At 41.3% G+C, this 18,078-nt stretch carries 17 protein-coding genes; all 17 read right to left on the bottom strand.

Features of this window, described 5'->3' with window-relative positions; genetic code table 11:
• Window positions 1-89 precede the first annotated feature (89 nt).
• Complete coding sequence (gene pbfA, locus E2K98_RS14330) at window positions 90-1,436, bottom strand: (R)-1-hydroxy-2-aminoethylphosphonate ammonia-lyase (RefSeq protein ID WP_133335181.1); 1,347 nt, start codon at window positions 1,434-1,436, stop codon at window positions 90-92.
• 510 nt (window positions 1,437-1,946) lie between these two features.
• Complete coding sequence (locus E2K98_RS14325; RefSeq protein ID WP_133335179.1) at window positions 1,947-2,222, bottom strand: EutN/CcmL family microcompartment protein; 276 nt, start codon at window positions 2,220-2,222, stop codon at window positions 1,947-1,949.
• Between the two features lie 6 nt (window positions 2,223-2,228).
• On the bottom strand, window positions 2,229-3,056 hold the full coding sequence (locus E2K98_RS14320) for a hypothetical protein (protein ID WP_328591976.1): 828 nt from the start codon (window positions 3,054-3,056) through the stop codon (window positions 2,229-2,231).
• Window positions 3,053-3,835 (bottom strand): phosphate propanoyltransferase, encoded by a 783-nt coding sequence (gene pduL / locus E2K98_RS14315; protein ID WP_133335177.1) that lies wholly within the window; start codon window positions 3,833-3,835, stop codon window positions 3,053-3,055. Before pduL ends, E2K98_RS14320 begins: the two co-directional genes overlap by 4 nt.
• 3 nt (window positions 3,836-3,838) lie before the next feature.
• Window positions 3,839-4,120 carry a BMC domain-containing protein gene (locus E2K98_RS14310; RefSeq protein WP_026576311.1) on the bottom strand — a complete coding sequence of 94 codons (282 nt, stop codon included), beginning with the start codon at window positions 4,118-4,120 and terminating at the stop codon, window positions 3,839-3,841.
• A gap of 13 nt (window positions 4,121-4,133) precedes the next feature.
• Window positions 4,134-5,609: an acetaldehyde dehydrogenase (acetylating) gene (locus tag E2K98_RS14305; protein ID WP_133335175.1), complete on the bottom strand. Its 1,476-nt coding sequence runs from the start codon at window positions 5,607-5,609 to the stop codon at window positions 4,134-4,136.
• Window positions 5,609-6,118, bottom strand: coding sequence for a BMC domain-containing protein (locus tag E2K98_RS14300; RefSeq protein ID WP_133335173.1), 510 nt, complete (start codon window positions 6,116-6,118; stop codon window positions 5,609-5,611). Before E2K98_RS14300 ends, E2K98_RS14305 begins: the two co-directional genes overlap by 1 nt.
• A 72-nt stretch (window positions 6,119-6,190) precedes the next feature.
• Complete coding sequence (phnX, locus tag E2K98_RS14295) at window positions 6,191-6,982, bottom strand: phosphonoacetaldehyde hydrolase (protein WP_133335577.1); 792 nt, start codon at window positions 6,980-6,982, stop codon at window positions 6,191-6,193.
• A 326-nt stretch (window positions 6,983-7,308) separates the two neighbouring features.
• Window positions 7,309-8,505 (bottom strand): saccharopine dehydrogenase family protein, encoded by a 1,197-nt coding sequence (locus E2K98_RS14290; protein WP_133335171.1) that lies wholly within the window; start codon window positions 8,503-8,505, stop codon window positions 7,309-7,311.
• Between the two features lie 204 nt (window positions 8,506-8,709).
• Window positions 8,710-9,228, bottom strand: a complete 519-nt coding sequence (locus E2K98_RS14285) for an MgtC/SapB family protein (protein WP_133335169.1) — start codon at window positions 9,226-9,228, stop codon at window positions 8,710-8,712.
• A 58-nt stretch (window positions 9,229-9,286) separates the two neighbouring features.
• Window positions 9,287-10,078 (bottom strand): DeoR/GlpR family DNA-binding transcription regulator, encoded by a 792-nt coding sequence (locus tag E2K98_RS14280; RefSeq protein WP_133335167.1) that lies wholly within the window; start codon window positions 10,076-10,078, stop codon window positions 9,287-9,289.
• A 125-nt stretch (window positions 10,079-10,203) separates the two neighbouring features.
• The gene (gene phnW, locus E2K98_RS14275) at window positions 10,204-11,337 is read right to left on the bottom strand and encodes a 2-aminoethylphosphonate--pyruvate transaminase (RefSeq protein ID WP_133335165.1); all 1,134 of its coding nucleotides are present in this window, start codon (window positions 11,335-11,337) and stop codon (window positions 10,204-10,206) included.
• 44 nt (window positions 11,338-11,381) lie between these two features.
• Window positions 11,382-12,716: an MFS transporter gene (locus tag E2K98_RS14270; RefSeq protein WP_133335163.1), complete on the bottom strand. Its 1,335-nt coding sequence runs from the start codon at window positions 12,714-12,716 to the stop codon at window positions 11,382-11,384.
• 523 nt (window positions 12,717-13,239) lie between these two features.
• On the bottom strand, window positions 13,240-13,365 hold the full coding sequence (locus E2K98_RS32045; RefSeq protein WP_268884094.1) for a hypothetical protein: 126 nt from the start codon (window positions 13,363-13,365) through the stop codon (window positions 13,240-13,242).
• Between the two features lie 173 nt (window positions 13,366-13,538).
• Window positions 13,539-15,320 carry a putative 2-aminoethylphosphonate ABC transporter permease subunit gene (locus tag E2K98_RS14265; protein WP_235824821.1) on the bottom strand — a complete coding sequence of 594 codons (1,782 nt, stop codon included), beginning with the start codon at window positions 15,318-15,320 and terminating at the stop codon, window positions 13,539-13,541.
• An 80-nt stretch (window positions 15,321-15,400) separates the two neighbouring features.
• Window positions 15,401-16,399: an ATP-binding cassette domain-containing protein gene (locus E2K98_RS14260; RefSeq protein WP_133335161.1), complete on the bottom strand. Its 999-nt coding sequence runs from the start codon at window positions 16,397-16,399 to the stop codon at window positions 15,401-15,403.
• 117 nt (window positions 16,400-16,516) lie between these two features.
• Window positions 16,517-17,566 (bottom strand): putative 2-aminoethylphosphonate ABC transporter substrate-binding protein, encoded by a 1,050-nt coding sequence (locus E2K98_RS14255; protein ID WP_133335159.1) that lies wholly within the window; start codon window positions 17,564-17,566, stop codon window positions 16,517-16,519.
• Window positions 17,567-18,078 lie beyond the last annotated feature (512 nt).

Raw genomic sequence — 18,078 nt, 5'->3', positions numbered from 1 at the left:
TGCCCCCACCCTTTTCAAATAAAAAAGTTGCTGCCCGCCAGATTGGGAATGCAGCAACTTTTTTCGGTAAAATTCGGGCGGTACCACCATTAAAAAGATTTCTCAAGTATATCCATTGCCAGTTCCAATTCTTTTTCAGTAATAGTTAATGGCGGGGCAAGGGTTAGTACATTCCCCTGTGATACCTTAAAGCTTAATCCCTTTTCCATGCATTTATACATGATTCGTTCGGCTTCGGAAACGGCCTTCGCTTTTGTCTTACGGTTAAGAACCAGCTCCACCCCATATAGCAAACCGATTCCGCGGACATCCCCAATCAGTTCAAATCGGTTTTGCATGGCCAACAAACGAGTTTTCATATATTCCCCTAAGGAGTTTGCTCGCTCTAGCAAACGGAAGTCCTCGATATACTGGAGGGTGGCGAGTGCGGCCGCACAGCCAAGGGAGCTTTTTTCATGTGTAAAGTGTCCCAAAGCAATATCCCCGGCAACATCTAAATCCTCGCGGGCAAGCATCGCTGCCATTGGAAATACCCCTCCACCAAGTCCTTTGCCAAGCAGGACAATATCTGGAAGGACCCCATAATTTTCAAAGGCAAACATTTCCCCTGTTCGGCCCAGTGCCGTTGGTATTTCGTCATAAATCAACAATACTCCATGGGTATCACATATTTGTCTTAATCGTTGATGATATTCCTTTGGTGGTATTTGTACATCTGTGCACCTGATCGGTTCAAGGATAATTGCACCTATATCCCCTTCGCGCTCCATAACATACTCAAGATAATCCAGCCCCTTCTCATTGCTGGCATTACGATCCCCGAAAAAACATCTATAGGAATTATACGGCATCACCTGTAGAGTTCCTGGCATAAGCGGACCCATTCCATTGCGAAAAATAGCTTCGCCGCCGACAGATATCGCATCCAAACTAGCTCCATGAAAGGAATCCCACATTGAAATGGTCTTAAACTTTCCGGTTGCCTTACGGACGAGCTTCAAAGCCATACTTACAGCAGATGCCCCGCCTGGCGCTAAAAGTACTTTATTTAAATGTCCCGGAGCAAGTTCCACCAGTTTTCTTGCCAGTTGAATGGCTGTGTTGTTCGTGTATCGGCGCGGGGAAAAAGGTAGAACATCCAACTGATCCTTGACCGCCTTGATCACGTACTGATTTCCATACCCAACCTGGTGAACGCTGTTCCCATGAAAATCCATATATTTTCTTCCATCAATATCTTCAAGGTAAATCCCGTAGCTTTTTTCAATCACATTTAAGCAAGGGGTGGAAAGCGACTGGTGCAGATAAAATTCGGAATCCTCTTCTAAAAGTTGAAAGGCTTGCTCACTTAGATGGCGCTCCTGCCATTCTTTACGATTTTGAGATAAATTAATATCTCCTTCTGTTCTTAATAGCTCTGAATCAAGGTTTCTCATATTTGCCACTCCTTGATAACACCACCTTTGTAACAAAGCTTTTTTAAGGACACTTCTTTGAATTCACTGCTTGTTTTGTCCTTTCAGATTCCTTTTAAGAAAACTTCTCTTGATTTGGCGACTAGATTTGTCCTTCCAGCTACAATAGAAGGACACTTCCCTTGGTTTCACTACTTGTTTTGTCCTTCCAGAACCCTTTGATGGACACTTTCCTTGGGTTCACAACTGGTTTTGTCCTTCCATACCCGATAGAAGGACACTTTCTTTGATTTCCTACTGGTTTTGTCCTTCCAGACTTTGTAGAAGGACTCCTTCTTTGATTTCAATACTGGTTTTGTCCTTCCATACCCCTTTGAAGGACATTTTCTTTGGTTTCACTACTTGTTTTGTCCTTCCAGAACCGATAGAACGACACTTTCCTTGGTTTCACAACTGGTTTTGTCCTTCCAGACCCGATAGAAGGACACTTTCTTTGATTTCACTACTGGTTTTGTCCTTCAAAAGCCTACTTTATTGATCAATAGGTACCTCTAAAGAATCGACAATTCCCACAATCGCTGCATCAATGGGGGCGCCCTTTTCGCCCATCAATTTTTGTGCGGGTGTCCCCTGCGTAATAATGACAAATTCACCAATTCCGGCACCAATTCGGTCCATCGCAATGATGACATTTCCCTCAGGTTGTTTTTCCACATTTATGGGCTGAACAATGAGAAGTTTGATGTTTTCCATTCCCTTTTCCTTTTGAATCGCCCAGATACTCCCTTCAACCCTCGCTAGCCGCACTCTACATCATCCTTTACCGATATACTTGATGGTCAATTTTTTCTCCTTTAACAAATCCTTTGCCAAAGGGGAAATAATAACGCCTTTTGGAAGGGTAAGGATATGATTTGGGAATTCCTGCTGGGCCTTAATCCATTCGGGGGTGAGAAGTTTTTTCGTGAAGGTCAAACCTCCATCATCTGCATGATTTATTTCTTCCGTTTTAGCAGCTGGCGACTTTGCCAGGCGATCACCGAATTTATCAATTACCGCATCTGCTAACTCCATTTGCGGCAAAAACTCTATACCTAGCTCCTTCAACCCTTCCACATAGGATTCAAACCGTTTCCGGTAAGGTCCTGGTAAAGAAAGTGCTTTTAAACAACGGCGGTCGGCTCTCTTAATTCCAGGGGTATCATCCCCAACAATAAGAAACTTTTCCAAGATAATCGCCGAAAAAATCAATTCAGCTTTAATTGTACCTTTTAAGCCGGTTACGATTCTCGCTGCATTATCCAAATCAATTTCCGGAATAACGATTCCATCGTATTCCTGCGGCAGTTCGATCGCAGCAGGAGAATATTCATCAGCCGCGATAATTCGATCAGAACCGCTTGACTCAATTCGCTGCATCCCCAGCCAGGAAGAAGTTTCACCATCTAAAAATAACAAGTCATACCCGATTTTATGGTTCTTTAATTTAATAAACTGATCAGCAAACGGCTCATGTGCCGAACTATCACAAAAAACGAATAACACTTTCCCGATCTGCTCTTTTTCCTTTTCGACTTTCATCGATTGGACAACTTCCTTCACAACCGACTCAATCATCACTCGAATATCGATGCTCCTCACCTCCCTTGCCAATTAAACTGATCATTTTTTCCAATGATTTTAACAAGGTCACCCGTTTTTAAACCCGCCGCATTCCCCTCGTCGAGATCTACATGGAAATCCCTACGATAAGAAGGATTCACACGAACAACCACATCCGAAAAAATAATCCGCCGGTCTCCGACGGTTTCGAGCAATAGTCGATCCCCCTGCTCCACATTGAGTTCTTTTGCATCATCAGGCGAAAGATGAACATGGCGTTTCGCAACAATTACCCCTTTTTCCATCACCACACACCCTTTTGGACCGACAAGAGTCAGTCCGGGTGTGCCTTCAATCGAACCGGATAAACGGACAGGGGGATGGACTCCTACTTGAAATCCATCGGTTATGGAAATTTCCACCTGTGTTTCTCCCCTAGCAGGTCCGAGAATTCTTACATTTTGGATAATCCCCTTTGGACCCAATAAGGTAACCTGCTCCTTGGCAGCAAATTGACCCGGTTGTGATAACTCCCGAAACGGTGTTAACAAATAACCGTTTCCAAATAAGGCCTCCAGATCTGACAATGATAAATGGACATGCCGGTTAGATACGCCTACAGGAATTAAAGGGCTTTCAGCCTTTTCATCCACAGACGCTGCCTTTTTAATCCTGTGCTGTTGCTTTACAACAATCCGTCTTTCGCGAAGAAAATCCCTGGCAGAAGGGGTAAGTTTTTCCCCCTCGCCAAGGGTGAAAGGATTAGGAATCCCATTTTTCAGCATGGCTCTAAGTTTGGATTCCGTAATAATCGTCATCGTCTATCCTTCCAATTTCGGAAGAATCAACTCAATATCCGAATGCGGGCGTGGAATTACATGGACTGAAACCAATTCGCCGACACTTTCTGCTGCAGCAGCTCCAGCATCTACGGAAGCTTTTACCGCTCCAACATCTCCGCGAACCATAACGGTCACAAGCCCGCCTCCGGCATGAACCTTTCCAATTAATCTTACATTTGCTGCCTTTGCCATCGCATCAGCTGCCTCAACAGCCCCAACCAAACCCTTTGTTTCAATCATTCCTAATGCTTCTCCACTCATTGTTTATTCCTCCTCATTTAAAATTTAATTCTTTTAAAATACTCTTTACGATTTCCATAACCTCAGCTTTAGAAATAAGCGTCTCATTGTTTGTAACTGTTTGCTGTGAACCTGAAGTCACTGCTGGGGCTTCATTTTTCATCTCCCTAATACCAAAGGCGATCCGTTTTATATTCAATAAATGCTCCGGACCAATATTGTCAGACGAAATATTGTTTCCGTAGGTCCCACAGCCAAGTGTCATCGATGGTGAAATACCGGTTGTCGCACCGATTCCACCAAATGTCGTCCCTGAATTTACGACAACCCGCGAGACGTTTTGTGAAAGACTAAAGCTTTCAACAATTTGTTTATCTTCACAATGAATCCCCATCGTATGCCCTAAACCACCGAGTTCTAATAATTCATTACACACTTTACCTGCCTCGGAACAGCCTTCAACCGTATAAAAAGCAAGAATTGGAGAAAGCTTTTCAAGAGAAAACGGGTATGCTTTACCAACCTTGGCCTCCTCTGCCACTAGCAATCTTGTATCCTCTGAAATGAGTATTCCCGCCAATTGTGCTAATTCTTGCGGGGATTTTCCAACAATCGCCGGATTCAAACTTCCATTCTTCAAAATAAGCTCTTCTAGCTTTTTCTTTTCATAGTCATCAAGGAAATACGCTCCTTGTTTTTCTAGAACCGCTTTAACCTTTCGTTTAACGGACCCGTCCACCACTAGTGCCTGTTCTGAGGCGCAGATGATTCCATAATCAAAGGTTTTACTCTGAACAATTTGACTGACTGCTTTCCCAATATTTGCACTTGAGTGGATATACACTGGTACATTCCCGGGTCCAACTCCATAGGCAGGTTTCCCTGAGCTATAGGCTGCCTTTACCATACCCGGACCACCCGTCGCTAAAATCAAATCAGTCAGTGTATGATTCATGACTTCCTGGACCGAAGATAGCGTCGGGTTTGAAATACAGGAAATGGCTCCATCGGGTGCACCTGCTGCCACTGCTGCTTCCTTCATCACCTTTACCGCTTCATTCGTACATTTTGCTGCAGAAGGATGCGGGCTAAAAACGATGGCATTTCTTGATTTCATTGCAATCAAAGCTTTAAATATCACAGTTGAAGTTGGGTTTGTCGAAGGAATAACCGCTGCAATCGTGCCCACTGGTTCAGCCACTTCCCAAACCTGCTTCTCCTCGTTACGGGCAATGATTCCCACTGTTTTCTTATCTTTTATCGATTCATACACTTCATTCGCTGCAAAAAGGTTTTTGACCCTCTTATCCTCAACCTTTCCATACCCTGTTTCTTCCACCGCTAATGCCGCAAGCCTGCCTGCTTCCCTGATGGCCGCTTGGGCCATTCTGTGAACAATTTGATCCACTTGGTCCTGTGTCAAAGTGCCAAGCGTTTTCTGTGCTTGTTTCGCTTGCTCGAGATTTCGTCTCCCCTCTTGCATCGATTCCAGATCCTGATCCAAGTACATCAATTGTCGCCACCTTTCTCAGCTAGGAACCTGCTAATCTGTTTTACTAAATCCTCTTTTTTAGCCGAAGAAATTTCTTGGAGTGATAAAGGAAAACCTTCGTATGAATTAGCAAGTTCTCTTAGCTCTTGAAGACTAGTTTTAGTCCATTCCTTTGGTTTTTCTTGGTCTATATTTTTTACTACTTTAGGCTCTGACGGTTCCGATTTTTCCTCGGCTTTCTTTAATAGCGACGGAAAAAGCATTTGAATGATATGGTCATCTGGTCTGGCAATGACATGAGAATGACGTAGTTGACCAACCCTTTTGGCAGCTTCTGTCCCAACCTCGACAGCTGATTTTACGCTTGCGACATCGCCGATGATGTAAATAGTCACTATACCCGAATCTGCTCCCTGGTAGGTGACAACCCTTACATCCGCTGCCTTTGAAGCAGCATCTGCCGCAGCAATCAGTGCCGGAAAGCCTATTGTTTCGATCATCCCCAGTGCATAGGCATGTTTTTGCAATCCATTCACCTCTTCACCTTTTGGCTTTTTATAGAATCATTCCACCAAAGGCCTATAGTTTAAAAACTTCACTTAATCATCACCATTTGCCAGGCGCAGATTAATTTTCGGAATGAGTTTATCTAATTCACCAATACTATCAAGCACATAATGAGCACCTGCGTCTTTAAAACGCTTCGCCACACCCTCCATCTTATCTGCCAATAAATCCGGATCCATTGAATTGACTTCTTCTTCCTTTAAACCTAGTTCACTTCCGCCTTTAATCACACCAACGCTCCAAGCCCCAGCATTGACGCCTTCTTTAATATCACTAACCGTATCTCCAACCTTGATAATATGTTTCATTGGGAATACCCCTAAATTCATAGCATTTAAGTAACACATCCATGGATACGGGCGTCCTGCCGGTGCATCATCAGGTGTAAACAGGTAATCTGGAGCATAGCCTTTTTTCTTTGCTTCAGGGGCAACAACCGCCATCATTTCCGATGTATAACCGGTTGTCGACCCAATTTTTATTCCCTTCTGTCTTAGTCTTCCGACTAAATCCAGTGCCCCTGGGATTGGTGTGCAATAATTGCGGAGGCTTGCGAACAGCATTGGTTCAAAATCGGCATATAAATCATCGACATCCTTATCCGTTGGTACTTTGCCGAATTTTACGTTCCACAATTGGGCAATCCGGTCCATATCGCACATGGCGCGAATATGATCCCATTTTAAAAGCCCCATTGGTGCCCGTGCCTCCTCATCCGTTACTTCGATTCCTCTTTTTCTAAAAATCTCTAAAAATACATTCAATGGCGCAAAACAGCCATAGTCCACTGTGGTTCCTGCCCAATCAAAAATAACTGCTTCAATTTGGGGAGATGGATTACTCAAAAGACGAACCTCCTTTATAAGGTGAAACTCAATCAGTGGGGGGTACCTTTCATCCCCTACTGATTGTTAGTTGAACCAATCGTGATTTTACGGCAGTTGATCCCCCACTTAGCTTATTAGTTCCCTCAAAGATTTGAATGGGGGGTCTTACTGCCCGTTAATTCGGGATCAACAACCAATACGATCGTCTTCGTCACGTAGATGTGCAAAAGGAAAAATAAATTATTGGTTGGTAGTTCTTTATTAAAGGCAGGCATTTAAAATTATTTTTATGTAATACCTGCCTTGTGACTAGTTATAGATTGTTATGCTTGGATCGTTGTTTCTTCTTCAACGCTTTCGGTAACGATTTCAATTTCTTCGTGAATATAGATGCCGCGTTTTTTCAGTTCTTCAAAAATGACGGTTGGTTCAAATGCTTCTTCCGGAATAAGTACACCTGTTTTTTCAACCAATCCTTTAGCAATTAACTCGGTCGCAATTGCCATTGGAATTCCGACATTGCGGGTATACGCACGTAATTTTTCCCATCCTTTAACAGAACCGTCACTAGCAGGATGCGTATGGTATAAAATATGGCGTTTCCGTATTCCATCCTTTTTCCCAACGGCTTCAATATGCAGCGAATATCCGTACAGCTCTGTTTCTTGGCCTTCTTTTGATTGAAGGAGATACTCACCTATTACATCCATGACACCAACCTCTTGACCGTTGATTTCAACCTTTGGGTTGCGCATAATTCCGTAATCATAGAGGGCACGAACTAATTGCATGTTCTGTTTTGGCCAGGTTCCCCGCACTTCAATCAGCTCTACACCTTTATTCGCAAGCGCTTTTGCTAGGGTACGAGTTTCTGAATGCGGAATAATATATTGAATGGTTTCGCCATAAGGCTCTGGAAGCTGAATTTTTCTTGGTCTTGCGAAAGGAGGGACTTGAACGAATTCGCCTTTTTCAAAAACGATTCGTCCAGGAAGGTCTGGGTCGTATTCGTAGGTGGTGGTTTCGGTAATCGATTTTGAAAATGCAATTGGACGGAAAGAGCCATGGCTTACTCGCACTGTTTCTACCTCATCTAATTGGTTGGCAGCGTGCATCGCCATCATTTGTGTAACACCCGGGGTCATTCCAAAACCGGGAACTGCGGTTCGATTATGTTTCTTAAAGATTTCGGAAAATTCATCCTCTGCTCCAAAGCCGTTTAAATTGATTCCATGGCAGCCGGCTTCTGCAATAGAGGCAGTAGAAAGGCCGTTTAATGTGATCGTAGTTCCATCCATGACAATATCGTAGCCTTTCAATTGTTTAACTGTTTCCTCATGGTTAAATACATTTACCTTTACAAAATTCACTCGGGGGTCATTCAGTTCCTTTACTAAATCAAGGCCTAGTTCCTCATTAAAGTCACCAATGGTAATGACATCAAAATCAGAATGCTCGACAAGATCCAAAACGGCTTCCCGGCAAATTCTCCCTGCTCCACCCAAACAAAAGACTTTCATTTTTTCGCCCCCTGAAGATTTAAAATATTCACTCAATTATTGAGTTGATTTGATTGTATCATAAAATATTTGGATTGTCTTGGTTTTAATTGTTATTTTTTAATTTTTTTCATTCGATTTTACTTGGTTTTGATTTGTTGTTTCAGTTGAGTTTTTTAAATTGAAAAACGGCAGATTCTAGTATTCTAGAATCTGCCGTTTCTTTTATCCTGAACTTCGATGGTAGCCGTGTTTTTCCTCTTCTTTTTCCATAGTCATTAGATGACGATGTTCAATTACCTGGCTTATTTTTGCTAGGATAAAAGTAATTAGGACCGAAGCAAAAACCAAGCCATAAAAACCAGCCCCTATACCAATCCCAACACCACCTGCAAAAAAAATCATCGCCGCAGATGTTAAACCTTTAACCTGCAATCCATCCTTTAAAATCAAGCCAGCCCCCAAAAAGCCAAGCCCGGAAACAATTTGCGCTGTCAGCCTCATCGGATCCATACGATTATTGGGGTTAGAGCTGCCAAAAACCTCCACACTATAAATGGAAACGAGTGTAATGAGTGTACATGAAACGGAAACATAGGTAAAAGTTTTTAAACCCGCTGGCTTATTTTTGGCACTGCGGTCCCAGCCAATAAACATCCCAAGGAGGGCGCTAATCACTAAACGAAGATAAATCTCAATATTTTTAAAAAGATGCTCTTCGTAAAAGACTCCCAAATGCTCCATTCTAATCCTCCTTTTCAGGGAGCTCGTTTGCCAATGGTTTAGAGAGTCTATTGATCATTTATTTCTTGTCGGCAACTAGCCATTTTACATGATTTTCTTTTAATAGATATTCCCATTCCTGTGGGTGTTCTTTATCAGAAATGATGATATCAATATCCTGCAAATCAGCCATCTTATAATGAGTCCGTTTGCCCACTTTGGAATGGTCAATCAGGACAATTGATTTGCTGGAATGATCAATTAACTTTCTCGTTACCATTCCTTTAGAAGAATCAAAGCTGGTAATTCCGGTTTCTTTTGTTAAACCGTCGGCTGAGATAAAATATTTATCTACATATAGATTTTCCAGCATTTCGATCGTAAAGCTCCCCGTTACACGATGATGAGTGGTGTTTATCTCCCCGCCAAGCATGATAATCTTACCTGTGAAAATATTTTGCTGGTGCAAGTCGATTAACACCGATAGAGCCGAAATTGAGGTAGTAAAAATCGTTAAATTCCGCTTTTTACGCAAGTTTTTAACGAGCTGCAGCGGTGTGCTTCCGTCATCAATCGCAATGACGTCATTATCAGTAATTAAGCTTGCTGCGTACTCTCCGATTCGTTGTTTGGCTTCAGAGTGGGTCACCTCTCTTTCTACAGTTGGAGGCTCCTCATTAAAAAAGGATATATTGATTGCCCCGCCATAAACCTTTTTTAATTTTTCTTCCTGCTGTAACTCATCTAAATATTTACGAATGGTTTCAGTTGAAACTTCCAATATTTCTGCCAATTCATTAACTTTAACTTTGCCGCTGATTTCAAGGAGTTCAAGTATTTTCCTTTTTCTTTCTTCCCCAGCTAATGACAACTCATTCACCCCACGATATAAATATCCACTATAATTTTACTATAACATTGGAAAAAGATTGAATGATTTTGATTATTTATTTGCTAAAACAAAATTATAGTGAAAAACAGATCGATTTTGGGTGATTAATTCTTAGAAACAGCGTCGAGCCAAAAGCTGCTTTGTTCGATTGCTTGTAATAAACCCTCAATATCCTTCTGATGAACGTTTCCGATATTCCCAATCCGGAAGGTATCTAAGGCTGAAACCTTTCCAGGATAAATCACGAATCCTTTTTCTTTTAACCTTTGATAGAACACTTTAAAGTTGAACTTTTCAGACTCCGGATAATAAAAGGAAGTAATGATTGGAGATTGCAATTCTCCAGGAAGGATTGGCTCAAATTGAAGCTTTTTCATTCCTTCGGAGAGAACCATTTGATTATTCTTATACCTGCTTGCTCTAATTTTGATTCCGCCTTCAACCTCTAACTCTTTTAAGGCTTGAGCAAAGGCACGAACAACATGCGTCGGCGAAGTAAAGCGCCACTTCCCATTTTGTTCCTCCATCGTTTTCCATTGATCATATAAATCTAAAGAAACAGACCTGGCATTATTTTTACACTTCTCAAATTCATCCTTTTTGACAATCGCAAACCCGAATCCAGGGACACCTTCAATACATTTATTGGCACTGCTGATGAGGTAATCAATATTAAGCGAGGCGATATCCATTTCAACACCGCCGAAGCTGCTCATCGCATCGACAATAAACACGCGGTTGTATCGTTTAACAATTTCACTTACTTTTTCAATTGGATTCAGCATGCCTGTTGTGGTTTCGCAATGAACGATCGCCACATGGGAAATCTTCGAATCATTTTCCAGCTCATTTGTTAAACGATTTAAATCAAGAGCCTCCACCTCACCGCTTTCTAAAACAACAGTATTTATCCCAAGCGTTTTAGCGATTTTAACGATTCGGCTTCCATAGACTCCGTTTGCAATGACCAATAATTTTCCGTCCCGAGGTAAAACCGTACCAATAACGGATTCTACACTAAAGGTCCCGCTTCCCTGCATTAATACTGCTGAATACTGATCAATTGATTCGGTTGCAAGCCCAACAAGCCTTTTTCGGATGTCTTGGACAATATTATTGTAGTCGTCATCCCATGTACACCAGTCCTTCATCATCGCAAGTTTTACTGTATCCGTCGTAGTTAAGGGACCCGGGGTCAGCAATAAGTATGGGTTGTTTGTGAAATCATTTTTATTCATTCGTATATTCTCCTTTAAAAATATTATTTAGGGTCAAGGTTTCTTTATTTATTAGCCGCCTTTGTGAGCAATGGTTTCGATTGTTTTCTTGGCTTATTTTTTTCTTTATCACTCATGGTTTTCATAAGACTCACACAAATAAGGGACATGACTCCGAGAAGCATCAAATAAATGGAAGCCGGAATCCAGGAACCATGGAAAGCGGTGACCAATGATGTAGCAATCAATGGGGCGGTACCGCCAAAGATGGCAGCTCCAAGCTGATAGCCCATTGAAATACCGGTATAGCGAACTTCTGCACGAAACATTTCTGAAAACATGGTACCTAAAACTGAGGTGATGATCGACCAGATGGCATATCCGATCATAACGGCAATGGTTAATAAGAGGATTGATTTTTTTGAAAGCAAAAAGAAGTAAGGCATGGAAAATAAAATGACACTGATTGTCCCGATAACGAATATTTTTTTTCGTCCAAACCGGTCAGACAAATGTCCCATGGTGGGAATCATGACCAAGGAAATCAGTGTGCCAATGGTTACAGCATTTAAAACAGGGCCTTCAGGCATCTTCAGTGTATTGGTGGCGTAAGAAATTCCAAAGGTTGCAAAGATATAAAAGGGTGCGGTCTCGATGGCCTTTGCACCAGTTGTTAAGATCACTTCTTTCCAGTGATTTTTAAAGGTATCCGCAATCGGTAATTTGGAGACGTTTCCTTCATCTTTTGCCTTTTGGAAATCCGGTGTCTCTTCTAAACCATTCCGAATCCACAAGCCAAGAATAACAAGTAATAGGCTTGCGACAAACGGAACTCTCCAGCCCCATGCCAGGAACTGTGCATCCGGCAGTAATCTCATTAAAGAGATGGTAGCCGTGGCTAATATCATCCCGACTGCTGCGCCCATCATTGGTACACTGCCGGCAAACCCGCGCTTCTTTTTCTCGGAATATTCCACTGCTAAAAGGACAGCGCCTCCCCATTCACCGCCGACGGCAATCCCTTGAATGAGCCTCAGTGCAACAAGTAATATCGGAGCCCATGCACCGATATTTTCATAGACCGGTAATACTCCAATAAGTGCAGTGCTTATTCCCATGATTCCAAGGGTTAAAACTAATGATTTTTTCCTCCCAAGCCGATCACCGATATGACTGAAGATTACTCCTCCAAGCGGTCGGAAGAAGTAAGGAATTCCAAACGATGCTAATGCAATCAGAAGCCCTACCGTCGGATCGAAGTTTGGAAAAAAAAGTTTGTTAAACACAAGTGCAGCTACTGTACCATAGAGAAGGTAATCATAATATTCGATTGAACTCCCTATCAAACTAGCAACTAATGCTTTTACCCTCACCTTCTTTGAATGAACTTTTGTCGTCATATACAACCTCCTGTTTTTCTGGGACTAAGCTACGTCTGCAAACGCTTTCGTTACGTATCTTGTAAATAAGAATACCATGTTTTCAGATAATTGTGAATAGTTTTTTCGATATTTAGTTTGTTTTTATTTGTTTTTATTGGTACTTTTTAAGAAATAGGCCCTAGTATTTCAATTTTTTTGGTTTTCTTTATGCCTTCAAGCGTTTTGGACTTGGCGTATCCTTTGAAGACCATTTCTTCAGTGAACATTATGAGTTTTGGTCTTCATCCCTCCTTTGAAGACCATTTCCACTGCGGGCCTCTTGAGTTTTGGTCTTCATCCCGTCTTTGAAGACCATTTCTTCAGCGAACATTATGAGCTTTGGTCCTCATCCCTCTTTTGAAGACCATTTCCACTGCGGGCCTCTTGAGCTTTGGTCTTCATCCCTCCTTTGAAGACCATTTCTTCCGCGAACATTATGAGTTTTGGTCTTCATCCCTCTTTTGAAGACCATTTCTTCAGCGAACAATATGAGTTTTGGTCTTCATCCCTCTCTTGAAGACCATTTCCACTGCGGGCCTCTTGAGTTTTGGTCTTCATCCCTCTTTTGAAGACCATTTCCACTGCGGACCTCTTGAGTTTTGGTCTTCATCCCGTCTTTGAAGACCATTTCTTCTGTGGGCCTCCTTAGTTTTAGTCTTCATCCCAACTATGAAGACCATTTCTACCGAGATCTTTAAAAGTTTTAGCCTTCATGCCTGACTATGCACCAACAAAGATGGGTAGCAAAGCAAAATATAAAAAAATTAGATGTAGAGGTTCTCTACATCTACAAGATTTTTATTACCGCTGCTGCCAGGCTTGCGTTCGTTTTCTAATTTTCTTGGTAGCAAATTCATAAGCGACCCGAACAAAAATATTCGTGAGAACAATGATGAAAGACATGGCAGCGGCTGGAGCGGTGTCCCCCGCATCTGTCATATTCACAATTGAGATCGATGCAAGCTTAGTATCTGCAGTGTAAAGGAAAATGACCGCCGAGATTGTAGTCATTGAGTTAACAAACAGATAAATTCCAATCTCCAAAATTGCAGGAATCGACATAGGAACCGTTACATTGAAAAAAGTTTTATAAAACGGAATATTCATTGATTCAGAAACCGGCTCAAATTCCTTGTCTAATTTTTTCAAAGCCGTTGTTGCCGTAATGAGATTGACCGAATAAAAATGGATAATATTCGCTATGATGATGATCATAAATGTTCCATATAGGGATTGAAACGGATTAACAATCGTCAACCCCCAAAAATTAAATTCCGGTTTATTAAAGAAAAAGATATACGCTAACCCAATAACAAGTCCAGGCAATGCCAGCGGTAAAATCGATAAAAAGTAACTTACCTGCCTCGTTACCTTCATAAACCGCGTTTTTTCAATGAGATATGCCCCAAAGAAAATGACCATCGTACCAATAATAGCGGTAATAAGCGATACGTAAAGGCTATTAAAATAAGGCTCAAGCCCATTCCCTGCGACATTTTTAAAAGTTAAATGCTCAAGCGTCAAAGAAAAATTGTATGGCCAGACCTTCACAAGGGAAGCAGCAATGATAGCACCGATTAAGGATAAAACACCCAAGGAAATCAGAAGGCAATATACAAAGTAAGTCCTGTCACGCCATGGATTTTTCTTAATTTTATAGGAAACGGATTTTGAAGAAAAGGAAGCACTTTGTTTCCTTTGCATCATTCGGTCGGCAAGAAACGCGATCAATGCCGGAATGATTAAAATAATCCCAACGGTTGAACCCATGCTTAAATTCTGCTGTCCGACCACTTGCTTATAAATATCCGTTGCAAGCACATTGTATTGGGCCCCGACCACCTTTGGCGCGCCAAAATCGGTAAAGCTTAAAATAAAGGCTACAAAAAAGGCACTAACCAAACCATATTTAATACTTGGAATCGTTACCGTAAAAAACTTTTTCATTTTCCCGGACCCAAGCGTCTCGGCTGCCTCGTATAGTCTGTAATCTGTTACAGATATCGCCACCATCAAAATTAAAAACGCTTGCGGGAATGTATAGATGACTTCAGAGATGACAATTCCCACAGGGCCATATAAATGGATATCAATTCCTAAAGCCGTTCCAAATATTTTTTCAAAAAATCCAAAAAAACCGGTAGTGAATGCCCCTTTATTCCCAAATAAATATATCAGTGCAATTCCATGCATCATCGTAGGGGCAAACAAAGGGAGAAAAGCGATATATTTAAAAAATCCTTTCCAGCGGATTTGCGTCCGAGTTAATGCATAAGCATAAAAAAACGCCAGCACTACCGAGATTACTCCGGTTATAATCGAAATAAATAAGGTATTGTACATAGACTGAACGAGAGATGGGGTTTGAAAATAATGGACAAAATTGACAAACCCGGCATAGGCACCGTTTTTATCCTTTAGCGCTTCAAAAAATAACTGAATTAACGGCAGGACAATTCCAATGATTAGTCCTAAAAGCATCAAGACAATTAAGGATTTATGAAACCATTCCGTCTTACCGGTCTTTTGACGGATTTTCTTTCGATGTACATTAGATTGTACCGGAACCTCTGTTGGATTTATTACCTGTTCCTCACTAATCAACTAGATCACCTCAACATTCTTTTCCACCTCTACCCGATTGTCAGATTTACTTGTACCGTTCAGGCGTATGTAACGAGATGGTTTTGCGGCAGCTCCGCATTCAAAACACTTTCTTTATCAATATTTAGCTTTTTAATTATTGAAGCGGGAACATCGACGGCTAGTAATCCGTCAGCAACCAGATAGTTCGGATCGGTAATGTCCAAGAATAACCGATAAAAAGCCCCGCGAAATTCCATTGCTTTTACAATCGTTTGGATACTATTTGTTGAGACAGTTTCTGAAATTTGAATATGTTCTGGCCGAATGGCAGCGGTTGTTCCTTCATGGGCCAGCATATTGACTGTCCCGATGAAATCCGCTACAAATGGAGTTTTCGGATTTTCATAGATTTCCTGCGGTGTTCCGATTTGCTCCAATCTTGCGTTGTTCATTACGACAATTTTATCCGCCATTGTCAATGCTTCGTCTTGATCATGCGTTACCATAATGGTGGTGATTCCCAGCTTTTCTTGTAATTTACGAATCTCAATTCGCAATTTTAGTCGAACCTTTGCATCAAGTGCTGATAATGGTTCATCTAAGAGCAGGAATGTTGGTGATAACGCTAGCGCTCTTGCTAAGGCAATCCGCTGCTGCTGCCCCCCCGATAATTGCGCCGGATAACGGTCCTTAATATGCTCTAAATGAACAAGAGAAAGTGCTTCACGAACTTTTTCGTCGATTACTTTTTTCGATAACTTCTTGTTTTTTAAACCATAGGCAATATTTTGATAGGCCGTCAAATTGGGAAATAAGGCATAGGATTGAAAAACAATTCCAAAATTTCTTTTTGAAGGAGGAGATGAAGTAATATCCTTTCCCTCTAATAAAATTTTCGAACCAAAATTTGGTTCCTCGAGGCCGGCAATAATCCGCAGTAACGTCGTTTTCCCACAGCCGCTCGGCCCTAATAAACAGACAAATTCCTTTTTGCTAACGGAAAAATTAACATGGTCAAGCGCAACAAATTTCCCGAAGGTTTTCGTTACATTTTGAATACCTAGTAGCTGTTCCATCAAAAGTCCCCTTTCCCTATTACGTTCATATCGGAAAAGAAAACTTCGCAAAGTGTATGAAAAATCCAACCATGCAAAGTTTTCTTTCCTTTTTTAGATGGTATTGTTTATTACACTTTACTCTTCTTTTGGTTCACTCTTCGAATCGTAACGTTTCGTCCATTCTGCTAAAATAGCCTCACGTTGTTTTCCAGCCCATTGGAAGTCGTTTTTAATTAATTGTTTATCTAGTAGATCTTGAGGATAACCATTTGGCAGCGGGTTACCTAAGTCTTCTGAGACAACGGCAAAGTTTTTATTCACCAGCTGCAAGAAATCCTTTGTTGTTACCCAATCCATAAAGGTTTTAGCTGCCTTTTTGATTTTTGGCTTCTTGATGAGTGCGGTTGCTTCCATTTCCCAACCTGAACCTTCTTTAGGGAATACCACTTCGACTGGTGCACCTGACTCTTTTTCTTTAAAGCTTGGGTAGTCAAATGAAATCCCGATTGGAAATTCTCCCTCTCCTGCTTGTTTCGCCGGCTTGGAACCGGAATGGGTATAAATACCGATATTCTCATGGAGCTTATTCATATAATCCCAGGCTTGGTCTTCACCCATTAACTGTAATAGTGCTGAGACCGTTAAAAATCCAGTACCACTTGAAGCCGGATTTGGCATGGAAATGAGTCCTTTATATTTTGGATCTAACAGATCTTGATAGGATTGTGGAATTGGCAAGCCTTTTTTCTTTAATTCAACGGTATTAACTGCAAAAGTAGCCATATATCCATCCATTCCGACCCAGTGTACAGGATTTGCTGTATCCTTAAAGGTCGGCATAATTTGGTCGATATTTTTCGGGTTATATGCTTCTAGCAAACCAGCCTCATCGAGTGGAATTAAGCTGGTGATTCCTTGGCCCCAGACCACATCGGCAACAGGATTATCTTTTTCCGCTAACAGCTTCGCAGCAATAATACCGGTTGAGTCCCTGACCAGCTTTACCTCAATATTTGGATGGACCTTATTGAATAACTCGATATAGGCAGGAATCTGATTATCTTCAATCGCCGTGTAAACTGTTATTACCTCCTTTTTCCCTCCTGACGAACTTTTCGAACTGCATCCGGCAGCAAAAATGGAGAAAATCAGAATAGCAGTCATAAGTAAGGCCAATTTTTTCATTGATACAACCCCTTTTTAATTTTTTTGTTTCCAAGATAAGTGCACCCATTATTGGGAAAATGAAGGATCTGGAAGAAATGAGTTTTTTAGATGAATGGTTTCGTGATTGGGATTCATGCAGTGGTTGGAATTACTTGATTTCTTCAGGTAGACAGAAGGTGTGAGCGCTTACAAATTCCTACTAAAATCTTAACCTGGTGCGTCAAATTGCCTAATTTTTGTTAGTTTGCTAAACACGTTCATCCCTCTTTCTATTAATAGATGTTTAAATATTCTTAATATTTAAACTAAATATAAAACGAAAAACAAGTAATTGCAACACATTTTATTTGTTTTTCCTTTTTTCTTTTTGTTCTGTCATACTTTTTCTGCTCTATTAATAATTTAATAGGTATTGTCCAGATACTAAGTGAACTCCTTGGAGGGACAAAATCTACTGGAAATCTAAAAAAATGTCCTTCCTGCTACACCGGAGGGACAAAATCCGCTTGATACCTATAAAAACGTCCTTC

The organism is Bacillus salipaludis, from assembly GCF_004358205.1.
The sequence above is the reverse complement of the archived record's forward strand: the minus strand, read 5'-3'. Positions and strand labels throughout refer to the sequence as shown.

Coding starts and splice junctions, on each gene's coding strand:
- E2K98_RS32045 (WP_268884094.1), bottom strand. CDS start 13,365: ATGGTCTTCAAAGACGGGATGAAGACCAAAACTCAAGAGGTCCGCAGT.
- E2K98_RS14270 (WP_133335163.1), bottom strand. CDS start 12,716: ATGACGACAAAAGTTCATTCAAAGAAGGTGAGGGTAAAAGCATTAGTT.
- pbfA (WP_133335181.1), bottom strand. CDS start 1,436: ATGAGAAACCTTGATTCAGAGCTATTAAGAACAGAAGGAGATATTAAT.
- E2K98_RS14310 (WP_026576311.1), bottom strand. CDS start 4,120: ATGAGTGGAGAAGCATTAGGAATGATTGAAACAAAGGGTTTGGTTGGG.
- pduL (WP_133335177.1), bottom strand. CDS start 3,835: ATGACGATTATTACGGAATCCAAACTTAGAGCCATGCTGAAAAATGGG.
- E2K98_RS14285 (WP_133335169.1), bottom strand. CDS start 9,228: ATGGAGCATTTGGGAGTCTTTTACGAAGAGCATCTTTTTAAAAATATT.
- phnW (WP_133335165.1), bottom strand. CDS start 11,337: ATGAATAAAAATGATTTCACAAACAACCCATACTTATTGCTGACCCCG.
- E2K98_RS14290 (WP_133335171.1), bottom strand. CDS start 8,505: ATGAAAGTCTTTTGTTTGGGTGGAGCAGGGAGAATTTGCCGGGAAGCC.
- E2K98_RS14255 (WP_133335159.1), bottom strand. CDS start 17,566: ATGAAAAAATTGGCCTTACTTATGACTGCTATTCTGATTTTCTCCATT.
- E2K98_RS14305 (WP_133335175.1), bottom strand. CDS start 5,609: ATGTACTTGGATCAGGATCTGGAATCGATGCAAGAGGGGAGACGAAAT.
- E2K98_RS14260 (WP_133335161.1), bottom strand. CDS start 16,399: ATGGAACAGCTACTAGGTATTCAAAATGTAACGAAAACCTTCGGGAAA.